Raw genomic sequence first — 19,211 nt, forward strand, 5'->3', positions numbered from 1 at the left:
AACGCTTGGATTCAATCGCGATAGTTTTGCCAATGGACCGACCAGCCCCGGCGGATGATCCAGCCGGAAGTGAACCTGTGAGTGCTGCCGCCGTGCCGATCGTGGGGATCGGAGCATCGGCAGGAGGCTTGTCGGCCCTAGAGACGCTGTTCGAACAGCTGCCGCCGGATACCGGCGCGGCGTTCGTCGTCGTGCAACATCTGTCGCCAGACTACCAGAGTCACATGCGTGATTTGTTGGGGCGGCGGACACGGATGCGGACCGAGCAGATCACCGAGACGCTTCGGCCGCGTCCCAATACGGTTTATTTGCTGCCACCGGCCAAGCATGTGGAGATCGAGGATGGTTGCCTGCGGTTGTGCGATCGGCAGCACACCGGCGAGTTGAACCTGCCGATCGACAAATTCTTTCGCTCGCTGGCCCGGCAGCAGGACCGCCAGCTGGCGGCAGTGATTCTTTCGGGCACCGGCAGTGATGGCAGTGAAGGCATCGTGGCTGTCCATTCGGCGGGCGGTTTGGTGTTGTGCCAGGACGAGGACAGCGCCCAGTTCAACGGCATGCCGCTGAATGCCCTGAAGACCGAGACGGTACACATCGCCGCCCCGGTGGCCGAGCTTGCCGAAGCCCTGGTGTCGTACCTGGGCGGTGCGGCCATCGACGCGGTGATCTCGCAATCGGTTCCCGCGATGGAGCATACGGACCTGGAAGCGGTCTATCAGCGCTTGGACGAAGCTTGCGGCGTCGATTTTACCCAGTACAAGGACGGCACGTTCACGCGGCGGTTGTCGCGTCGGATGATGCTGTGCAAAAAGGAGCAACTGGGCGAGTACCTGGAACTGTTGGACTCCGACCCCAACGAACTGTCGCGTCTGGCCGATGATCTGATGATCGGAGTGACGCGGTTTTTTCGCGACCCCGACGGTTACCACCGATTGGCGCGACGGGCGATCCGCACGGCGGCAGCTGCGAAATCCGACGGGGATGAGTTTCGCGCCTGGATCGCCGGTTGTGCGACGGGCCAGGAAGCCTACAGCGTGGCGATGCTGATCCATCAGGAACGCGAGCGGACGGGAACGGATTTTGAAATCAAGATCTTCGCGACCGACGTCCACCCCGACGCGATTCGGTTTGCCCAACGCGGCCTGTACCCCAAGGAATCCTTGGCGGAGATTCCCCGCGAGTTTCAGGAAAAGTATCTTGTCTCGACGCCCCAGGGCTTTGAAATCAATCGCGCGGTCCGCAATTCGATTGTGTTTGCTCGCCACGACGTGCTGCAGGATGCGCCCTTCACCCACATGGATTTGATCACCTGTCGCAATCTGTTGATCTATCTGGTCGACGAAGCCCAGGAACGCGTTCTGAACATGTTCGTTCACGCCTTGAAGTCCCGCGGCGTGTTGTGGTTGGGGCCCAGCGAAACGCCCGGAGACCTGACCGACGATTTTGTCAGTTTGGATAAGCATTGGCGGCTGTTTCAAAAGCAGCGTGAGACGCGGATGCCGCTGGATCTGCGGCTCCGCAATCGTCCCTTGACCAACAAGCGGTTGGCGCCGCGTCCCAGTCCGCCGCGTTCGCCCTCCACGGCGCTGATCGCTTCCTACGATCGCATTCTGGATCTGTACGCGCCCCCCGGCCTATTGATCGATGACCAACACCGCCTGCTGCAGATCTTTGGCGACGTGACTCGCTACGTCCAGCTGCGTCCCGGCCGGTTGCACGGCACTGTCGAGGACGTGCTCGTGGAGGTCTTGCAGTCGCCGGTGCTGGTGGCGCTGCAGCAGATCCACAGCGAGCAAGGGCACGTGGTCAGCGAAACCATTGCGTTTGCGGACACGACGCTGCAGCTGCGTGTGCAACGCTTTCAGCACGCCGGCCGCGACGAGACTCACTACCTGATCACGTTTTCCACCATGGTTTCGCCTCCGCCTGCGGACGACTCCTCTACCGAGGTGGCGAGCGCAGAGAAGGATTCGTCCAGCACCTCGCCCGCCCACGCCGCGATGGGCAACGGTCACGGTTCGTCCCGCGGCAAGGCAGACGCTGTATCGCTCTCGGAGACACATGTCGAACGCACGCGATTGTTGGAGATGGAGCTGGAGTTTACCCGCGAGAATCTGCAGGCCACGATCGAAGAAGTCGAAACGACCAACGAGGAACTCCAGTCCAGCAACGAAGAACTGACCAGCAGCAACGAAGAGCTGCAAAGCACCAACGAGGAGCTGCACAGCGTCAACGAAGAACTGCATGCTACCAATGCCGAAAGCAACCGTCGCCTGCAGTTGTTGACCGAGATCACGCACGACTTGGAGAGCGTCTTAAAGGAAAGCGATGTTGGTATCGTACTGGTCGATACGGACCTGAATATTCGGCGGGTCACACCGGCGGCGGCCGATATCCTGCTGATGCGGCGAAGCGAAGACGATCAGACGCTGCATGACTATGCCGACGCGTTAGAAGAGGTGCATCTGGTTGATTTGGTGCGGGAGGTGCAAGCCAAACACGAATTGGTCGAGGTCGAAGCGTTGGATCGACGGGGCGAACCGATCTTGCTGCGGGCCGCGCCCTATCGTGATCGCAGCGGGGTCATTCTGACCATGACGAACCTGCGGAACGTCAAAGAAACGGCCAGCCGGCTGCGTAGTCTGACCTCGATCGTGCAGGACAGTACCGATGCGATCATCGGGATCGACTTGAACCAGCGGATTACCAGCTGGAACCGCGGTGCCAAGCGGCTGTTTCGCACGGATCTGGATGTCGGCCGCGGCGTAAAACTGGACGACGTCGTGCCGCAAAAGATCCAGGCGGTTTGCACCGAGATGATGTCGGAGCTGACCAGACGCGGTGAGGTGGAACCCCAGGAAGTCACCGTCACCCTATTCGACAAACCGCTGACGTTGCTGATCCGAGTGACGCCGGTGTTGGATGACTTGGAACGCGTCGCCTCGGCCGCGATCACCCTGTACGACGTGACCACCGTGCGTTTCACCGAAGAGCAGTTGCGGCTGCGAACGCGGGCGATCGATGCGGCCAGCAACGGCTTTTTGATCGTCGACGCCTTGGCCGAAGACATGCCGATCGTCTACGCCAACCGGGGGTTCCAGGAATTAACCGGTTACAGCCCGCGGGATGTCAGCGGTCGGAACTGCCGTTTCCTGCAAGGTCCGGGGACGGATCCGGAAGTCGTGCAAAAAATCCGTGACGCGATCGCTCACAAGCACAGTTGCCGCGTCACGATCCTAAACTATCGCCGCGACGGATCGCCCTTTTACAACGACTTGATCGTCACCCCGGTCACCGATGCGGCCGGAACCGTCACCCACTTCGTGGGCATTCAAAGTGACATCACCGACGTGGTCCACGCCGCCGAACGGCTGCAGGCCAGCGAGCTGGAGTATCGCAGCACCTTCGAGAACGCAGCGATCGGGATCGCCCATATCGGCCTGGACGGAGAGTGGCTGAAGTGTAATCAGAAGGTCGCGGATCTGCTGGGTTACACGATGGAGGAGTTGAACCAAAAGACGTTCCAAGAACTGACGCATCCGGACGACCGAGACGAAGACCTGCGGCTGTTTAACCGGATGGTTGCCGGCGAGATCCCCGGTTACAGCATCGAGAAACGGTATTTTCACCGCGACGGGCACATCGTCTGGGCCAACCTGACCACCTCCTTGAAACGCGGTTTGGACGGCCGGCCCGAATCCTGTATCTCTCTGATCGAAGACATCACGGCGCGACGCGCGACCGAACAGAAACTGATGGCCTCGCGAGCCATCATCACCGAAGTGATCGAGAAGAGCAGCGACCCGTTTCTCAGTTTCGACGAAGAGGGATTGGTCCAAGCGGCCAATCCGGCGGCCCGCGAGTTGACCGGCCGGCCCAGTGGACTGATCGGCCGGCCCTATCAACAGTGCTTCGATGCCTCCAGCGACCGGCCGCTTCTCGTGGCTCTGGACCGTGTGCGACGCAGCCAGCAAAGCGAAACGGCCGAGTACTACTCGCGGCAGAACCACCGTTGGTACGACGCACGGGTGTTCCCGGTCGATGGCGGTGCGGCCATGCACCTGACGGATGTCACGCGGCGAAAAGAAACCGAATCGTACCTCGAGGCCGCGCGCGTGGCGGCCGAGGACGCCAGTCAGGCGAAGAGCAATTTCCTGACGAACCTCAGCCACGAAATCCGCTCGCCAATGTCAGCGATTCTGGGCTTTGCCGACTTGGCGCTGCGCGATCTCCGCGAAGGCAAACAGGTTGATCGCACGCATCTGGAAACCGTGATCCGCAATGGTCGTTTTTTGCTGCGGATCATCAACGACATTCTCGACCTTTCCAAGGTGGAAGCCGGCCGATTGGAGGTTCGCAAGTCGCGGTTCCGGATGCTGCCCATGTTGGGTGATATTCTGGAATTGATGCGGCACCGCAGCGAGTCCAGCGGTCTGCCGCTGACCATTGAATTCGAAGGGCCCGTGCCGGAACGACTGCGGAGTGACCGTTCGCGGGTGGAGCAGATTCTGGTCAACCTGATCGGCAACGCGCTGAAGTTTACGGTCAAAGGCAGCGTACGCGTGGTCGTCGGCATCGAAGAGGGCGTCGAACGCCGCGTCTGTTTCCGGGTGATCGATACAGGCATCGGCATCTCCGAAGCCAACCTGGGAAAATTGTTTCAGACCTTTACGCAGGTGCACGACCGCAAAATGGTGGGCGTCGAGGGGACCGGGTTGGGATTGGTGATCAGCAAGCGACTGGCCAATCTATTGGACGGAGATATCTCGGTCGCCAGTCAGGAGGGCGTGGGCAGTGAGTTCACGTTGCGCTTGCCGGTGGACAGTACCGAGCCGTTATGCACCGTCTCGGCGGATGATCTGCGACCAAGACGCGCCGGGACGCAACCATTGCCGCGGATCAGCGGTCGCGTTCTGATCGCCGACGATGCCCGCGACCTGCGGTTGATGACCAATCGCTTGCTGACTCGGGCCGGAGCGACGGTGGTCGAGGCCAGCAACGGCGCCGAAGCTGTCGTAGCAGTACGCCAAGCCGAACAGGCGGGAGAACCGTTCGACTGTTTGTTGATGGACATGCAGATGCCCGAGTTGGACGGACGCGAAGCCACACAGCGGATCCGGGAACAGGGCTATACGATGCCCATCATCGCCCTGACCGCCGGCGCAACGGCCGAGGAGGTGAACGAAGCCCTGGCGGCCGGCTGCAGCGAGTTCGTCGCCAAACCGGTCGACGCCGCGGACCTGATCAGTCGCGTCGCCAAACTGATCGAAGGACACACTCCGTAGAGTGGGCTGGCCGGGGAGTCCACAGGCTGGAAGCCGATGCCGCTCAGAAACCTATGCCGCCGCGTCCCACTCGTGCATGACCTGGACGATGGCGCGGCACAGCTGGCCTGCGACGTCCGGGCCGATCGTCAGCGGCGGCGTGACGTAGACCATGTCCTTGAAGGGGCGAATCCAGATACCGCGGCGGACGCCGGCGTCGATGATTTGGGGAACCCGCGACAATCGTTTGACCTGGACCACGCCTACGGCGCCTCGCGTTCGCACGTCCACGACCGAGGGCAACGCGGCGCAGGGCTGCAACCCTTCACGAAGAATGCCCTCCAGGTCTCTCGCCTGCTGCAGCCGCGGTTCGGTCTCGAACAGATCCAGCGACGCGTTGGCTGCTGCACAGGCCAGCGGGTTCGCCATGAAGGTCGGGCCGTGCATCAGAGCGTGGCCCGGGGCGTCATCGTAAAACGCTGCGAAGACGGCATCGGTCGCGACGGTTGCCGCCAGCGACATGGTGCCGCCGGTAAGGGCTTTTCCCAAACAGATGATGTCCGGAACCACGTCGGCTTGCTGGCAGGCGAACATGCTGCCGGTGCGTCCGAATCCGGTGGCGATCTCGTCGGCAATCAACAGCACACCGTGCCGGGTGCACAACCGCCGCAGGCCGCGGAGCACCTCGGGGGAGTGAAAACGCATGCCGCCTGCGCCTTGGATCAGCGGTTCGATGATCACCGCGGCCAGCGACGGGGCGTTGTCGCGCAACCAAGCGTCCAGCCGGTCCAGATCGTGCTCGTTCTGCGGCAATTCGCGATGCGCTTGCTGCAACAGCAAACCGCTGAAGTGGGCGTGCATGCTGGTCTCGGGATCGCACAGCGACATCGCGCCGGTGGTGTCGCCGTGGTAGGCATGCGCAAAGGCCAGAAAGCGGCTGCGGCCTCGTTGGCCGCGATTCAGGTGATACTGCACGGCCATCTTCATCGCGACTTCCACCGATACCGATCCGGAATCGCAGAGAAAGACGCGGTTCAGCGTACCGGGCAACAACTCCGCCAAACGCCCCGCCAAGCGGGCCGCTTGCGGATGCTGGATGCCACCGAACATGACGTGTGGCATGGCGGCAAGCTGCTGCTCGACGCAGCGGGCAATATGCGGATGGTTGTAGCCGTGGCAGGCCGTCCACCAGGAGGCCATGCCATCGATCAGACGCCGGCCGTCCTCGAGAATCAGGTAGACATCCTCGGTGGCCACGACCGGCAAGGGCGGCGCGGCCGTCTTCATCTGGCAGTACGGCATCCACAGGTACGCCGCGGCGTCTTGTCGCCAGGAAGCGTCACCGCTTAATCGATCGGGCGAAACGTTCATCACTCGTCCGTGGTCAGGGTATCGCCCAAACGCTTTTGGGCTTCTTGGGCGTCGAAGCGATCGACCCGCAGGTCGCTGGCCCGCAGGACCAGGTACCACAGCAGGAACATTACCAGCACAATCGCAACCATCGCAATCGCCCCTTCGCGCCACAGCGATTCCAGCAACGTCTGCACCGGCGCCGTCACGTTGCTCAGGCGGTACTGCACCAGGACCAACAACTCGGAGTGTTCGCCCTCGTTGCGTTCGGACTGCGGCAGCGCCACGGGCTGGACCGCGGCCAACCAGGTTCCCTGATAGGCCTGACCGCCGTCGGTGTCGGCCACCGGGTCGATGTAGTCCACGTCCCGGCCCTCGAGCAATTGGTCCAGCAGCGGCAGGGACAATTGAAACCGGCGCGTGGCCAGGGAATAACCTTGGGCGGCTCGCTGGTCCATCAGCGGGTGTTGCAAGATCGTGCCGTATTTGTCGCCTTGGCGAGAATCGATCAACACGGCCACCTGTTCGGTGCTGGCGTCGGATTGGATCAGTTCGAACTCACCCAGATTGGTCGTGATCACCAACACGGCGTCGGCGCGGCTGCGGTCATCGGACAAGTAAATCGGAGTGCTGACCGCTACCTTCCAAAGATTGGTCGAGGTGCTCAGAAACGGGGGCGACATGTGGGTATGGTCCAGCGGTTCGATCGCGCCGGGATCGACATCGCGGGGCAGGTCCTCGCGGCCGCCATGAAAGTAGCTGCGGAAGGCAAAGTTTCGGGCGGTACTCTGGTTCTCGCGCGGGACCGGATTCTCGTACCCCATCGCGAAGATCGTGCCGCGGTCATCGGTCAAGAAGATCGTCGCCAGGTGCGGGGATCGGTCATTGAGCCGGTGTCGATTCAGGTGGTGGTCCAGACGCTGCTTTAAAAATCGGTCGATCGCTTGACGCGGCGGATAATCGAGAAACGTATCTCGCACCGAGATCGCTTCGCCCTCGGCCACGGCGTCCAGCATCTGTTCGAATTCAGGGTCCGACATCAACGGCGCGAGAGCCTGGTGCAGCTCGTCTCGTTCCGCTTCGCTGGCCGCCACATCGAAGTAGCTCTGGATCTGGCTTTCCAGCGTCCGCGCGGCGAACTTGGCTGCGAACTGGTTGCTGTCATGCGAAGCCGCTCGCAGGGCGGTGGTGAATTTTTGCCGGGACTGCGAAATGCTGCGGGCCGCATAGATCCCGGTGGCGGTCAACAACAGCAGTGGTCCGACGATGCCCAACAACATCAACGGCCGACGCGAGCGTTTGGCGTCACGCCGTTCGAGGGCCTCGATCACCTGTTGGACGTTCGCGAATCGTTCCTCCGGGTTCGCCAACAGACAGCGGTCGACGATCTGCGCCAGCATGCGGTCGACGCCGGGCCGCGCATAATGTTGCTTGGGCGGCTTGGCGTTCAGGATCGTTTCACGGTATCGCTGCAGACGCTTGGGCAGCGAGCCTTCGGTGTCCATTTCGTGGACCAGGCGTTCGTTGCGATGCGGCGCCGAACCGGTCAACATGCGATACATGATCGCGCCCAATCCGTACACATCCCAACGGGCGTCGGGCGTGGCATCCAAATCGGCTTGCTCGGGGGCCATGTAAAACAAGGTGCCCAGCGCCGGCGTCTGATCGTGCGACATCCGGCTCTGTCCAAAATCGGCCAAGCGGGGATCGTGATCTTCGTCCAACAAGATGTTGGCCGGTTTCAGATCGCAGTGCAGCACACCCTTGCCATGGCTGTGGTTCAATCCGATGCACAGCCGCCGAAAGATCTCCACCGCGCTGCGAACCGACAGACGACCCTTGGCGGCCAAGTGATCCTCCAGCGATCCGCTGCGGATGTATTCCATGACATAATAGGGAGGGTCGCCGTCCCAGCCGACTTCCAGCACCTGGACCACGTACTTGTCGGTCGACAGCTGGACCAGGTTTTTGACTTCGCGAGACAGCAAGGACCAATTCACGCCCCCGCGGTGCATGTAGAACTTGACCGCCACCTGCCGCCCGGTATTCAGATCGCGTCCGACCCAAACCTGCCCGAAGGCCCCGGCGCCGAGGAACCGTTCCAGGCGATAGCCCGGGATCTGCGAAGGCGGAACCGTCGCCTGCAGGCTCAGCTGCTCGGCTTCCGCTTGTTCGCCTTCGGACTGATGCTGCGTATAATCGCCGGACACGCGTTTTCACCGATCTAATTTAGGTTCACAGAACTGATGCCTGACCATTCGAAACATGCGTTTGCTGTTCTGCATTTCCCGCCTGGCAGCCATGCTGGTTGCACCCGATCCACTATAACGCTCCGCGCCGCGCGGCTCGTAGGGGGGGCGATCCTCGGGTTGTGCATGCTCTGCGTGGTGCCGGCGGCGAAGGCCCAGAACGCTTCGCCAGCGGCCCAGACCGCTTCGCCTGCGGCCCCGAACGCTTCGCCTGCGGCCCCGAACGCTTCGCCTGCGGCCCAGAACGGGGTGACCTCCGACGCCGGGACTGCGGATCGGGCTGGCGAAACGGCCAGCTCTGGGGCGGCGACCCCGCCGCTGGAACTTCCGCTCGACGGCAGCGAGGGCCGCGAGCTGCTGCTCCGCGAGTTCCGTCCGCGCTCGCTACTGAAGGTCCCCGAAACGGCGATCGAGCGGGCGCGGTTCTGGACGGTGGATATCCACACGCACTTCTTCTACCGGCAACGACACAATCGACAGGCGCTGGAAGATTTTGTCGATCTGATGGATCGCAATCGGATTGCCGTGTGTTGTTCGCTGGATGGAAAACTGGGCTCCCAGCTGGATGAGCATCTGGCGTTTTTGTGGAAGGACCACCGCGACCGCTTTGCCGTGTTCGCCAACATCGACTGGCAGGGCGATGGGCAGGAAGACCGGCCGGAAACCTGGGCTTGCCAGCGTCCCGGTTTTGCCCAGCGAACCGCCGAAGCGCTGGCTCGCGCCAAACAACGTGGGATCAGCGGGGTCAAGGTTTTCAAGCGGTTCGGCCTGGGATACCGCGACGCCGCGGGAGAATTGTTGCGCGTCGATGACCCGCGCTGGGATCCCATCTGGCAAGCGTGCGGCGAACTGGACTTGCCCGTGCTGATCCACACCGCCGATCCACTGGCGTTTTTCCAGCCCATCGACAAGACCAACGAGCGGTGGGAGGAACTGAGTCGTCACCCGGACTGGAGTTTCTATAACGACCAGCCGGAAGACGACTTTCCCACGCGCGAAGCTCTCTTCGAAGCGCGCAATCGCGTGATCGAACGACACCCCAACACCCGCTTTATCGCGGCCCACATGGCCAGCAGTGGCGAAGACTTGAGCAAGTTAGCGCGGTGGCTGGATCGGTATCCCAATCTGTACGTCGATCCCTCGTCGCGGATCAACGAACTGGGCCGGCAACCGTACACCGCTCGGGACTTCCTGATCCGCTACGCCGACCGCGTGTTATTCGGCACCGATGGTCCCTGGCCGGAAGTTCGCGTCCGCTATTACTGGCGGTTCTTCGAAACCCGTGACGAGTACTTTCCTTACAGCGAGAAAGCGTTCCCGCCGCAAGGGTTGTGGAGGATCTACGGCGTGCATCTGCCCGAGGACGTGCTGCGAAAGATCTACCGTGACAACGCCGCACGGTTGATTCCGGGGATCGCCGAGCGACTGAAGGCGGTCGAGGGTGAGACAGACTTCTAAGCCCGTGACTCAGAGCTACAACGGGACAGGCATCAAGCCACCCACCTGAGCTAGTGGCAGCGAGCTTGCTGGGATGGTCCGCAGAAACGGTTCAAAGAAAAGATCTACGACCTACGTCGCGTTCAAAGGAAAGGAACGCGCGCCTTACGTCGTGGCGCGCCGCATGCATGACCGTTTTCGCGGCCTCGCGCTGCGTTCTCCGACGTTTATTAGGGTTGGCGCATTAGGGGCGGAGCCTAGAATGGAAAGATCGGTTGAACAACCCATACAAAAGCGTCTTGGCTGGCACACAGTTGACGTGTGCCGCGCTGCAATCCGTTGATTGGCGAACTCACGAAGGAGAAAGTCTTGCTAACCGAATCACAGGTGGAAACTAGTTTTCGCAAACTGATCAACAACCCGGACCGGAACGAGGAGACTTTCGACAAGGCCGAGGAACTGCTCGATGAGTTGCGTTGCGAAAGCCCGTTGCGTCACCGCCTCTCGGTTGAATTGGAAGAACTGCGAGCCCTGGCCGCATCCAAGTCCTAATCGGGCCTGATTCCAAAGATCGAATTTCATTAGATCAGAAGTTATTCGCGTCGAGGCTCACTTGGCGGGACTGTGATTCGGCCCGCCAGCTGCCCCCGAGACCGCGTCGGTATCGTTCTCGCACCGCCGCGGTTTTTTTATGCGCCAAGCTTGGAAGCGGCGTCTTCGGGGCGGCGTCTTTTTCTGAGGACGGCCGCCGTCGGCGCGGTGCAGTCGTTCGGACTAGCGCTTATACTAACAACCGCGTCCTATCGAACCCGTTCTCTTCCCCCTTTTGTACAAGAGCCGAACAATGCCCGTGCAAATGCAGCTGGCGCGGATCATTATCAGCGAGATCAGCGACAACCAGGTGATCTATCTGCAAGAGGTAGGAGGGGAGCGTCAGTTTCCGATTCTGATCGGTATTTTCGAGGCGACCAATATCGATCGTCGCGTCAAAGAGGGATACCAGCCACCTCGTCCGCTGACCCATGATTTGATTGTCGGCGTTGCCGAGGAGCTGGGTGCGGAACTGGAGAGCGTGGTGATCAGTGATCTGCAGGAACACACTTATTTTGCGCAGTTGCGACTGAAGAAGGACGGCGAGATCATCGAGATCGATGCGCGGCCCAGCGATGCGATCGCCGTGGCCGTGACGTTCGACCCGCCGCTGCCGATCTTCGTCAACGAGGACGTGCTGGCGCAGGCGACGTCGGACCAGTAGTGCCGACCGGCTTTACCACAGAGTCCCCGCCAATTCGACAATAGGTCGATCATGCAGGTCTTCAAGGAAAAGGAAGCGGCCCGGCGCTGGATGTTCCAGCAACGCTGCGCCGTCGACGCGATTGGTTTGGTGCCCACCATGGGGGCGCTCCATGAAGGCCACCTGAGTTTGGTTCGGCGGTCGGTGCGGCGATGCCAAGCCACGGCGGCTTCGATCTTTGTGAATCCGACGCAGTTTGCGCCCGATGAGGATCTGGCTCGCTATCCCCGCACGCTGGAATCCGATCTTGAGATGCTGGCGGGATGCGGCGTGGACGCGGTGTTTGTTCCCGACACCGAAGAGATGTACTCGAGCGGCTTTTCCACGTATGTCCAGCCGCCGAAAGTTGCTTTGCGACTGGAAGGCAAACATCGTCCCGACCATTTTCGCGGGGTCACGACCGTGGTAGCGAAATTGTTCCACGTGTTGCCGTGCACCCACGCTTTCTTCGGCCACAAAGACTATCAACAAGCGTGTGTGCTCGAGCACATGAACCGCGAACTGGACTTTGGTGTCGATATCGAAGTGTGCCCCACCGTGCGAGACGCGGATGGGCTGGCGCTCAGCTCACGCAACCGCTACCTGTCCGGTGACCAGCGAAGCCGCGCGCTCAGTTTGATCCGCGCGCTGCGGCAGGCGGCTGAGCGCTACCAAAACGGCGAACGCTCTACGGCCGCCTTGGAACGCGGCATGCGAGCCGTCTTGCAGGCCGGCGGCATCAACCGAATCGACTATGCCACGGTAGTCGATGCCGATAACCTGACCTCTCACTCCACCGTGCCCGAGCAGCCCATCGCGCTGATCGCCGCGCACCTGGGCGGCACGCGATTGATCGACAACCTGCGATTGGACACCGACTCGCTGGCCACCGCATGAACCGGCACCGCATGAACCGGCACCGCATGAACCGGCACCGCATGATGCGGACCGCCGCGTGATGCTACAGGACGACGATCAGGGCGTGGATGATTCCCACGATCCACAGTCCAACGATCGTCAGCACCAGGTTCAACCAGAACTGCGTGCTCAGCCCCGAGTGCATGAAGACGGCCAGGGGCGGAAGCAGAATCGCGAGAATGACTTTCAGAAGCGTGTTATGCGAAGCGACTTGAGTGCTCATTAGAGTTGTCCTTGAAGGGAGTTGTTAAACAAAAAAGCGGATGGCGGTTCGGCAGTCGCTCGGGCGGACTCTCAGCGAGGCCGTTTCGGCGACGACCGGCCGAAGCAAAGTTCAGCTGCGGAATTTGCGATAGGCCGACGAGGCGCTGCGTCGCGAAGCGATGCGAGCCGCACCGACGATGGCACCCGATAGGGCGCCCCACAGCAGGGCGTCCTGCCAGTCAACCTCGTGCGAGGCGGGGTTTTTCGGCGGATCCTGCTGAAAGGCCGCTCGCCAGCTGTTCTGCAGCAATTGACGAGCCAGAAAGCCAGCCCCGATCGCCGCGGCGAAGGCGAGCATGTTTTCCATTTGACCAACGCCCTCGTTCTTGCCGTCGGGTTGGTCGCCCATTGTCATTCCGCGGACACGAGACTGGACGTCTTCGTAGCCGTTTCTCAGTTCGTCAAGCATCGTTCGGTTTCTCTCGAAGTTGTGAAGGGGGGCGGCGCGAGCCCTTACGCAAGGCATGGGCTCGGTCGTGTAGAGAACCAGGAAGATGCATATTGCGTGCCAATCGCTTCGGCTCTCGCAGGCCGTCGAGGGCGTCGTTCCCCTTTTCCAGTCGCTAGACTAGGACGTTGGCCGGTTTGCCGACCCGTAGCGTCTTGCTCGATCCGGCGCCGCACCGGCGATCGGGCCACGCGAGAATCCGTCGAGTCCAATACTGAAGATCCAATACTGCAAACGGAATCCATCCCTGTGTCTGCTCAAGAAACACATCAAGGCGCGGTCGAAACGCTGACCTGCCTGGAACCCTTCGAGCCGCATCGCTGGTGGCGGGGTGGTTGGATGCAGACCTTGTCGATCAAAGCCCTTCGCGTCGACCTGGATTTGGACACGTGGCCGGGCCACGAAATCATTCGCATTGAAGACGACCGCACGCCCCCGGATGTGTTGCTCGGCCACTACCTGCCGCCCAAGTCCGCGACGAGTACCAAACCGCTGGTGATTGTGTTTCACGGCATGGGTGGGACGGCGACCAGCGGTTATATGAAATCCATCGGCCTGCGGTTGCTCGAGCACGAGTATCCGGTCGTGTTGTGGAACCACCGCGGGGCGGGCACCTCGCGCAGTGAATGTTCGCACTTTCATCACCCCGGCTTTACCGATGACATCCGGCGATTGGTCAAACACCTGCGCGAAGACTACTCGCACTGGATCGAGGGAGGCATCGCCATGGTGGCGTTCTCGCTGGGGGCCAATCCGATGCTGCGGTACTTGGCCGAGGAAGGGGAAGACTGTCCGGTGCAGGCCGCCGTCAGTGTCTCGGCGCCGCTGGACATGGAGGTCACTTCGCGAAACCTGCGGTCGGGTTGGAACCGCGTGTTCGATCAATACCTGCTGCGTAAGCAACGCGCCGAAGTGCTGCGTCCCAATGTCAAATTGAGCGACGAGCAGCTCGAGGCGGCGAAGAACGCGTCGAGTGTCTGGGAGTTGGACGATCAATTTACCGCAAAGCTCTTTGACTTCGACGGTGCCGAAGAATACTACCGGGCCAACAGTGCGATCCACGTCCTGGACGATATTCGAACCCGCACTTTGTTGATTCACGCCGAGGACGATCCGGTGGTCGACGACGATGTGTTTCACCAACGGCAGTGGACCGATGAAGGACCGCTGTTCGCCGCCTTGGCCTCCTCGGGTGGGCACACGGGGTTTTTAGATCAAAACGGAAAACGTTGGCACGAAGCGTGTACGGTGCGATTCTTCGATGATTGTTTGAAACGCCGTAGCGAGGCTTCCGAGTGATCTAAGCACGTCGGAATGAATCTTTCGAGGAATGCCGGCGTCGACACCCGGACACGCAGCGGAAAGGTTGGGCCGCGAGGCCCGGGGATGGTCCGTAGTTTATTTGCTGGCCGCACTCGACTGACGGTAGTAGCGGCACCACGTGTTGGCCGGACAGGCTTCACATCGCGGCGCTCGAGCGGTGCAGTAGGTTTTGCCAAATTGAATCAGCCAGAAGTGAGCTTGCGGCAGGGCCCAGCCCGGGGTGCGAGCCAACAGCGTGTCAGCCGTCTTGTCGGCCGTGGTGCCGGGCGCCAAACCGGTCCGGTTGCAGACCCGATACACATGCGTGTCGACGGCGATGGTGTCGATGCCGAAAGCAAACTGCAGCACGATGTCGGCGCACTTGCGGCCGATACCCGGTAACTGCATCAGGGCTTCACGCGTATTGGGAACGCGGCCCTCGTGGCGTTGGATCAGGGCGTTGCAGAAGGCCAGAATGTTCTGAGCCTTGCGGTTGTATAAGCCGCAGGGACGGATCGCGCCGGCAATGCTTTCGACCGGTAGCCGAGCCATGCTTTGCGGCGTCCGCGCAAGGCGAAACAGGGCTCGCGTCGCAGCGGCCGTGTTGCGGTCGAGCGACTGAGCCGAACACATGCAAGAGATGCACGTGCGAAACGGATTGGGTTGGTCCTTGGGCCCCTTTGCCGTGGCGGTGCGGCCGGGCATCGCCTCGGAAAGCGTGCGGTAAAACGCTTCCACCTCCCGGTCATTCATCGGCCACTGCGCCTCTGGGTTTGGATCTCGCATACCAGCCGCATTCAGAAAAAAGATGTGGTACAGGCTGGAAGCCTGTGCCACGGGAAGACCACAGGCTGGAAGCCTATGCCACGGGGACAACCACAGGCTGGAAGCCTATGCCACTGGGACAACCACAGGCTGGAAGCCTATGCCACTGGGAGACCACAGGCTGGAAGCCTATGCCACTGGGAGACCACAGGCTGGAAGCCTATGCCACTGGGAGACCACAGGCTGGAAGCCTATGCCACTGGGAGACCACAGGCTGGAAGCCTATGCCACTGGGACAACCACAGGCTGGAAGCCTATGCCACGGGGGGCGCGGGCTCAGACCATCGCGGGGCGCACTTTGGATTCGCGTTCCCAGATGCGATACTTTTTCGCCTCCGCGACGAACCCGTCGAACTCACCGCCGCCGATGTCGACCACGCCCGTCTCGCCTTCGGTCGCCACGCCAGCGCCTTGGAAAACCTGCTTGGCCGCCTGGTTGTAACCGATCACCTTCAGGTGGGAGTAGGCATTGCGAATCCAGTCGACCGCCGCAGCCTGTTGGGCAAGCTGGTCGGCGTTGTCCTCGGCCGGAGCCACCACCACACAGTCGAACAGGATCGAGGGAGCCCCGTCCAGGAAGTGGTCGGGGATGACTTCCTTGCCACCGGCGGTTTGTATCGGGCCGGCTTTGGGCGCGACGATCTCCAACATGGCTCCCTCCTCTTCGGCGGTCTTCCGCAGCATTGCCAACAGGCCGGCGTCGACGCCATCGGTCGTCAACAGCCCAATCTTCTTGCCCTTCAGCGTCTGCGGAGCTTTGGCGTACTGCGAGAGCGCTTCGGAAGGCTTGGGATCGCGTGGCGTCACCACCGGTTCGATCTTATCCTCCTGGCCCTGCATGCCCAGTTGCTTGGCGACGCGATCAGCCAGTTCCGTATCGATGTTGTAGAGATGCCCGAGCATCCGCGTGCGAATCTCCATGATGTCGCATTTGCCCAGTTCAAACGCGAACCCACCGGCCATGTGTCGTTGCTCCGGTTCGGTCAGCGAACGATAGAACAAGCGGGCTTGCGAGTAATAATCGGCAAAGCTCTCGGGGCGGATCCGCAGTTTGGCGCCGGACTCTTCGGCCGGGTGCGTCTCGAAGCCGCTCTTGGGACACTGTCGAGGGCTGCCTTCGTCGATCCCGTTGGGATTGTTGGCGACGCGGCCGGTCGGAATCTGCATCTGCATGTGGCCATCGCGTTGGAAATTGGCGAAGGGACATTTGGGCTGATTGACCGGGATCTGGTGAAAGTTCGGACTGCCCAATCGCGACAGCTGGGTGTCCAAATAGGAGAACAGGCGGCCCTGCAGCAGCGGATCATTGCTGAAATCGATACCGGGAACCACGTGCGAGGGACAGAACGCGACCTGTTCGGTTTCGGCAAAGAAGTTATCGACGTTGCGGTTCAACACCATCTTGCCCAGCGGAGTCAGCGGCACGAGTTCCTCTGGGATGACCTTGGTCGCATCGAGGACGTCGAAGTCAAACTCTGCGGCTTGTTTTTCGCTGAACGCCTGCACGCACAGCTCCCATTCGGGATAGTCCCCCGATTCGATCGCCGTCCACAGATCCCGCCGATGGAAGTCCGGATCCGCACCGCCGATCTTCACCGCTTCGTCCCAGACCAGGGAGAACGTTCCCAGTTTGGGACGCCAGTGAAATTTCACGAACGTCGATTCACCTTGCTCGTTGATCATTCGAAAGGTGTGCACCCCAAACCCTTCCATCATCCGGAACGATCGCGGAATGGCGCGGTCGGACATGATCCAGGTCAGCATGTGCATGCTTTCTGGGTTCAGGGAAACGAAGTCCCAAAAGGTGTTGTGCGCGGACTGCGCCTGAGGGAAATCGCGATCGGGTTCGGGTTTGACGCTGTGAACCAGGTCGGGAAACTTCATCCCGTCCTGAATAAAGAAGACGGGGATGTTGTTTCCGACCAGGTCGTAGTTGCCGGCGCTGGTGTAGAACTTCACCGCGAAACCGCGTACGTCCCGCGCGGTATCAAACGAACCGGCCCGGCCGGCCACCGTCGAAAACCGGCAAAACACGGGCGTCTTGATCGAAGGATCCTGCAGGAACGCTGCCTTGGTGAGTTTTGCGTGCGATTCGTAGGCCTGGAAGAAACCGTGCGCGGCATAGCCACGGGCGTGGACGACGCGTTCGGGGATCCGTTCGTGGTCGAAGTGCGTCATCTTTTCGCGATAGACGAAATCTTCCAACAACTGCGGACCGCGGGGCCCGACCGTCAGGGTGTTGTTGTCATCGGCGATCGTCAGACCTTGGTTGGTGGTCATCGGTTGATCGCCCTCTTGGGCCACCTGATGCACTTCGCCACCATTGCCCAGTTCTGCATTCGGGTCCACGGGATGCTTTTTTGCCACGATCACTACCTGAAGGTAAGAAGGAAAGAAAATGCATCGGGATGCAACCGACGCATCGAAAGAAAAAAATGGGTGAGCGACCAGCCAGGAGTCCGTTGCGACGTGCTTGACGCGCGCGCTTGGCGCGGTTCAACGCCGGCTTCCTTGGCGAAGCAGCTGCTCGCAACGTGCTTGCGCGACCCCGCGATGGACAACGATATCGGCGGCGCTTTGACGAAACACTTCCTCACAGGGGACGCCGCCCGTTTTGAACCCCAGTGATTCGATGAACTGGTTATCGGCGCCGTAGACCACCGCACCGACGCCAGAGAGGACTGCCACCGAAGCGCACATCAAACACGGTTCGCCCGTGCTGACCAGCCAGTGATCTCGCAGCTTCGCCACCTCCAGCGCCTGACAAGCCGCCCGGATCGCCATGACTTCCGCGTGCGCGGTGGGATCGTTGCGAGCGGCCACTACGTTGTGTTCGGCGGCAACCAAGTGACCGTCTGGACTGACGATGGCGGCCCCGAAGGGACTCTGCTGGTGCGCGATGGCTCGTTCGCATTGATCGATGGCGATCGCCATCCAGCGTTCGTAGTTGCCTGCGTGCATGGGGTACCGGTCCGTTGCGGTCGTTCGGGTCAGGACCAGCCCCGACGGGCGGATCCACAGCACCCGAAACTTAGCAAACATCGTACCGCGTACAGCAAAACAGCGGTTTTAGCGTTCGTCGCGGAAGCTAAGCACGTCGGCATGAATCTTTCGGTGAAACCCCGCGACAACACCCTCCCGCGCAGCGGGAGGGTAAAGCCGAATCAAATGTTGCGACGTGCTTACTACCAACGCCGCGGGATCAGTTGTTGGTCGGCGATTGCCCAGGTCTGGTCGCCGCTGGTCGGTTGGACCACATGGGTGCCGGTAAATCGACCAATCGCTGGCAGCACGAGGCAACCGCCCGAGAGCCAGAAACAGGGCAAGCGTTCCGGTTTCGCGCCGGGCACCGCGTAAGAAACCGCCGGATGAAGGTGGCCGCACAGCAGTGCATCCACGTCCGGGTCGACCGCCGCCGGTTCGTGGCCCCACACACAGCGCCGGTGCCCAGCGCCGGGATCGGTAATCTCGACGCCCCAAGCCTCGGGCAAACTGGTCAAGCGCGCATCGTGATTACCGCGGACCAAGGTACACTTCACGCGAACGGTGTGCGTAAAAAACTGTTCCAGTTCGTCCCGCACGTCGGCCGCCAGCGACGAGGGCGCGTGGAACATGTCGCCCAAGATCACCAGCTGATCCGCGTTCGTGGCCTGTAACATCCGTTCGATGCGAGATAACGTCCCCCGCGTACTGCCGGTCGGCACCGGAATGCCGTGACGACGAAACGTGGCCTCTTTGCCGAAATGAGGATCCGCGACGCACAGGATCCGGTCTTTCGGAAGAAAGACGCCGCGTCCGGGCAGCAGCACCAGCCGCGTTGTACCCACCGTGATTTCCGTTTCTGTGGTTTGCATGTTCGGTTGTAGAACGTGGGGAGGGGT

Annotated in this window: 14 protein-coding genes; 6 read left to right on the forward strand and 8 right to left on the reverse strand. The window is 61.2% G+C overall.

Translation table 11 applies throughout. From position 1 onward, the window contains the following. Positions 1-77: 77 nt before the first annotated feature. Positions 78-5,285, forward strand: coding sequence for a PAS domain S-box protein (locus GE027_RS06515; RefSeq protein ID WP_237607343.1), 5,208 nt, complete (start codon positions 78-80; stop codon positions 5,283-5,285). Between the two features lie 51 nt (positions 5,286-5,336). On the opposite strand, the gene GE027_RS06520 is transcribed toward GE027_RS06515, so the two are convergent. Further along, positions 5,337-6,635: an adenosylmethionine--8-amino-7-oxononanoate transaminase gene (locus GE027_RS06520; RefSeq protein WP_153556382.1), complete on the reverse strand. Its 1,299-nt coding sequence runs from the start codon at positions 6,633-6,635 to the stop codon at positions 5,337-5,339. After that, positions 6,635-8,824 carry a protein kinase domain-containing protein gene (locus tag GE027_RS06525; protein WP_153556383.1) on the reverse strand — a complete coding sequence of 730 codons (2,190 nt, stop codon included), beginning with the start codon at positions 8,822-8,824 and terminating at the stop codon, positions 6,635-6,637. The genes GE027_RS06520 and GE027_RS06525 overlap by 1 nt, the downstream gene beginning before the upstream one ends. Positions 8,825-8,989: 165 nt before the next feature. Between GE027_RS06525 and GE027_RS06530 the strand changes: the two genes are divergently transcribed. From GE027_RS06530 to panC, 4 genes are all read left to right on the forward strand, one after another. After that, positions 8,990-10,321 carry an amidohydrolase family protein gene (locus GE027_RS06530; protein ID WP_153556384.1) on the forward strand — a complete coding sequence of 444 codons (1,332 nt, stop codon included), beginning with the start codon at positions 8,990-8,992 and terminating at the stop codon, positions 10,319-10,321. Between the two features lie 348 nt (positions 10,322-10,669). Then, complete coding sequence (locus tag GE027_RS06535) at positions 10,670-10,852, forward strand: hypothetical protein (protein ID WP_153556385.1); 183 nt, start codon at positions 10,670-10,672, stop codon at positions 10,850-10,852. Between the two features lie 292 nt (positions 10,853-11,144). After that, positions 11,145-11,555, forward strand: a complete 411-nt coding sequence (locus GE027_RS06540) for a bifunctional nuclease family protein (protein WP_153556386.1) — start codon at positions 11,145-11,147, stop codon at positions 11,553-11,555. A 51-nt stretch (positions 11,556-11,606) separates the two neighbouring features. Further along, entirely contained in the window at positions 11,607-12,470 is an 864-nt protein-coding gene (gene panC, locus GE027_RS06545; protein WP_153556387.1) for a pantoate--beta-alanine ligase, read from the forward strand. 64 nt (positions 12,471-12,534) lie between these two features. On the opposite strand, the gene GE027_RS06550 is transcribed toward panC, so the two are convergent. Both GE027_RS06550 and GE027_RS06555 read right to left on the reverse strand, forming a co-directional pair. Continuing rightward, positions 12,535-12,714 (reverse strand): YqaE/Pmp3 family membrane protein, encoded by a 180-nt coding sequence (locus tag GE027_RS06550; RefSeq protein WP_153556388.1) that lies wholly within the window; start codon positions 12,712-12,714, stop codon positions 12,535-12,537. A gap of 111 nt (positions 12,715-12,825) precedes the next feature. Beyond that, entirely contained in the window at positions 12,826-13,164 is a 339-nt protein-coding gene (locus GE027_RS06555; protein WP_153556389.1) for a DUF4235 domain-containing protein, read from the reverse strand. A 288-nt stretch (positions 13,165-13,452) separates the two neighbouring features. Here GE027_RS06555 and GE027_RS06560 point away from each other — a divergent pair, with 288 nt between their 5' ends. Further along, the gene (locus tag GE027_RS06560; protein WP_237607344.1) at positions 13,453-14,502 is read left to right on the forward strand and encodes a YheT family hydrolase; all 1,050 of its coding nucleotides are present in this window, start codon (positions 13,453-13,455) and stop codon (positions 14,500-14,502) included. A gap of 99 nt (positions 14,503-14,601) precedes the next feature. Here the strand turns inward: GE027_RS06560 and GE027_RS06565 are convergent, their stop codons facing one another. The 4 genes from GE027_RS06565 to pdeM form a co-directional block, all read right to left on the reverse strand. Continuing rightward, positions 14,602-15,291 (reverse strand): endonuclease III domain-containing protein, encoded by a 690-nt coding sequence (locus GE027_RS06565; protein ID WP_202617343.1) that lies wholly within the window; start codon positions 15,289-15,291, stop codon positions 14,602-14,604. Positions 15,292-15,606: 315 nt separating this feature from the next. After that, the gene (locus tag GE027_RS06570; protein WP_237607345.1) at positions 15,607-17,697 is read right to left on the reverse strand and encodes a catalase; all 2,091 of its coding nucleotides are present in this window, start codon (positions 17,695-17,697) and stop codon (positions 15,607-15,609) included. 129 nt (positions 17,698-17,826) lie between these two features. After that, positions 17,827-18,372 (reverse strand): nucleoside deaminase, encoded by a 546-nt coding sequence (locus GE027_RS06575; RefSeq protein ID WP_153556390.1) that lies wholly within the window; start codon positions 18,370-18,372, stop codon positions 17,827-17,829. 143 nt (positions 18,373-18,515) lie between these two features. Continuing rightward, positions 18,516-19,184 carry a ligase-associated DNA damage response endonuclease PdeM gene (pdeM, locus tag GE027_RS06580; RefSeq protein WP_153556391.1) on the reverse strand — a complete coding sequence of 223 codons (669 nt, stop codon included), beginning with the start codon at positions 19,182-19,184 and terminating at the stop codon, positions 18,516-18,518. Between the last annotated feature and the right edge of the window lie 27 nt (positions 19,185-19,211).

It is taken from the genome of Roseimaritima sediminicola, assembly GCF_009618275.1.
GTDB lineage: Bacteria > Planctomycetota > Planctomycetia > Pirellulales > Pirellulaceae > Roseimaritima > Roseimaritima sediminicola.

Bases quoted from the DNA above. Each gene is read 5' to 3' on its own strand.
- GE027_RS06520 (WP_153556382.1), bottom strand. From the start codon at position 6,635: ATGAACGTTTCGCCCGATCGATTAAGCGGTGACGCTTCCTGGCGACAA.
- GE027_RS06530 (WP_153556384.1), top strand. From the start codon at position 8,990: ATGCTCTGCGTGGTGCCGGCGGCGAAGGCCCAGAACGCTTCGCCAGCG.
- GE027_RS06540 (WP_153556386.1), top strand. From the start codon at position 11,145: ATGCCCGTGCAAATGCAGCTGGCGCGGATCATTATCAGCGAGATCAGC.
- panC (WP_153556387.1), top strand. From the start codon at position 11,607: ATGCAGGTCTTCAAGGAAAAGGAAGCGGCCCGGCGCTGGATGTTCCAG.
- GE027_RS06550 (WP_153556388.1), bottom strand. From the start codon at position 12,714: ATGAGCACTCAAGTCGCTTCGCATAACACGCTTCTGAAAGTCATTCTC.
- GE027_RS06555 (WP_153556389.1), bottom strand. From the start codon at position 13,164: ATGCTTGACGAACTGAGAAACGGCTACGAAGACGTCCAGTCTCGTGTC.
- GE027_RS06565 (WP_202617343.1), bottom strand. From the start codon at position 15,291: ATGCGAGATCCAAACCCAGAGGCGCAGTGGCCGATGAATGACCGGGAG.
- GE027_RS06575 (WP_153556390.1), bottom strand. From the start codon at position 18,372: ATGTTTGCTAAGTTTCGGGTGCTGTGGATCCGCCCGTCGGGGCTGGTC.
- pdeM (WP_153556391.1), bottom strand. From the start codon at position 19,184: ATGCAAACCACAGAAACGGAAATCACGGTGGGTACAACGCGGCTGGTG.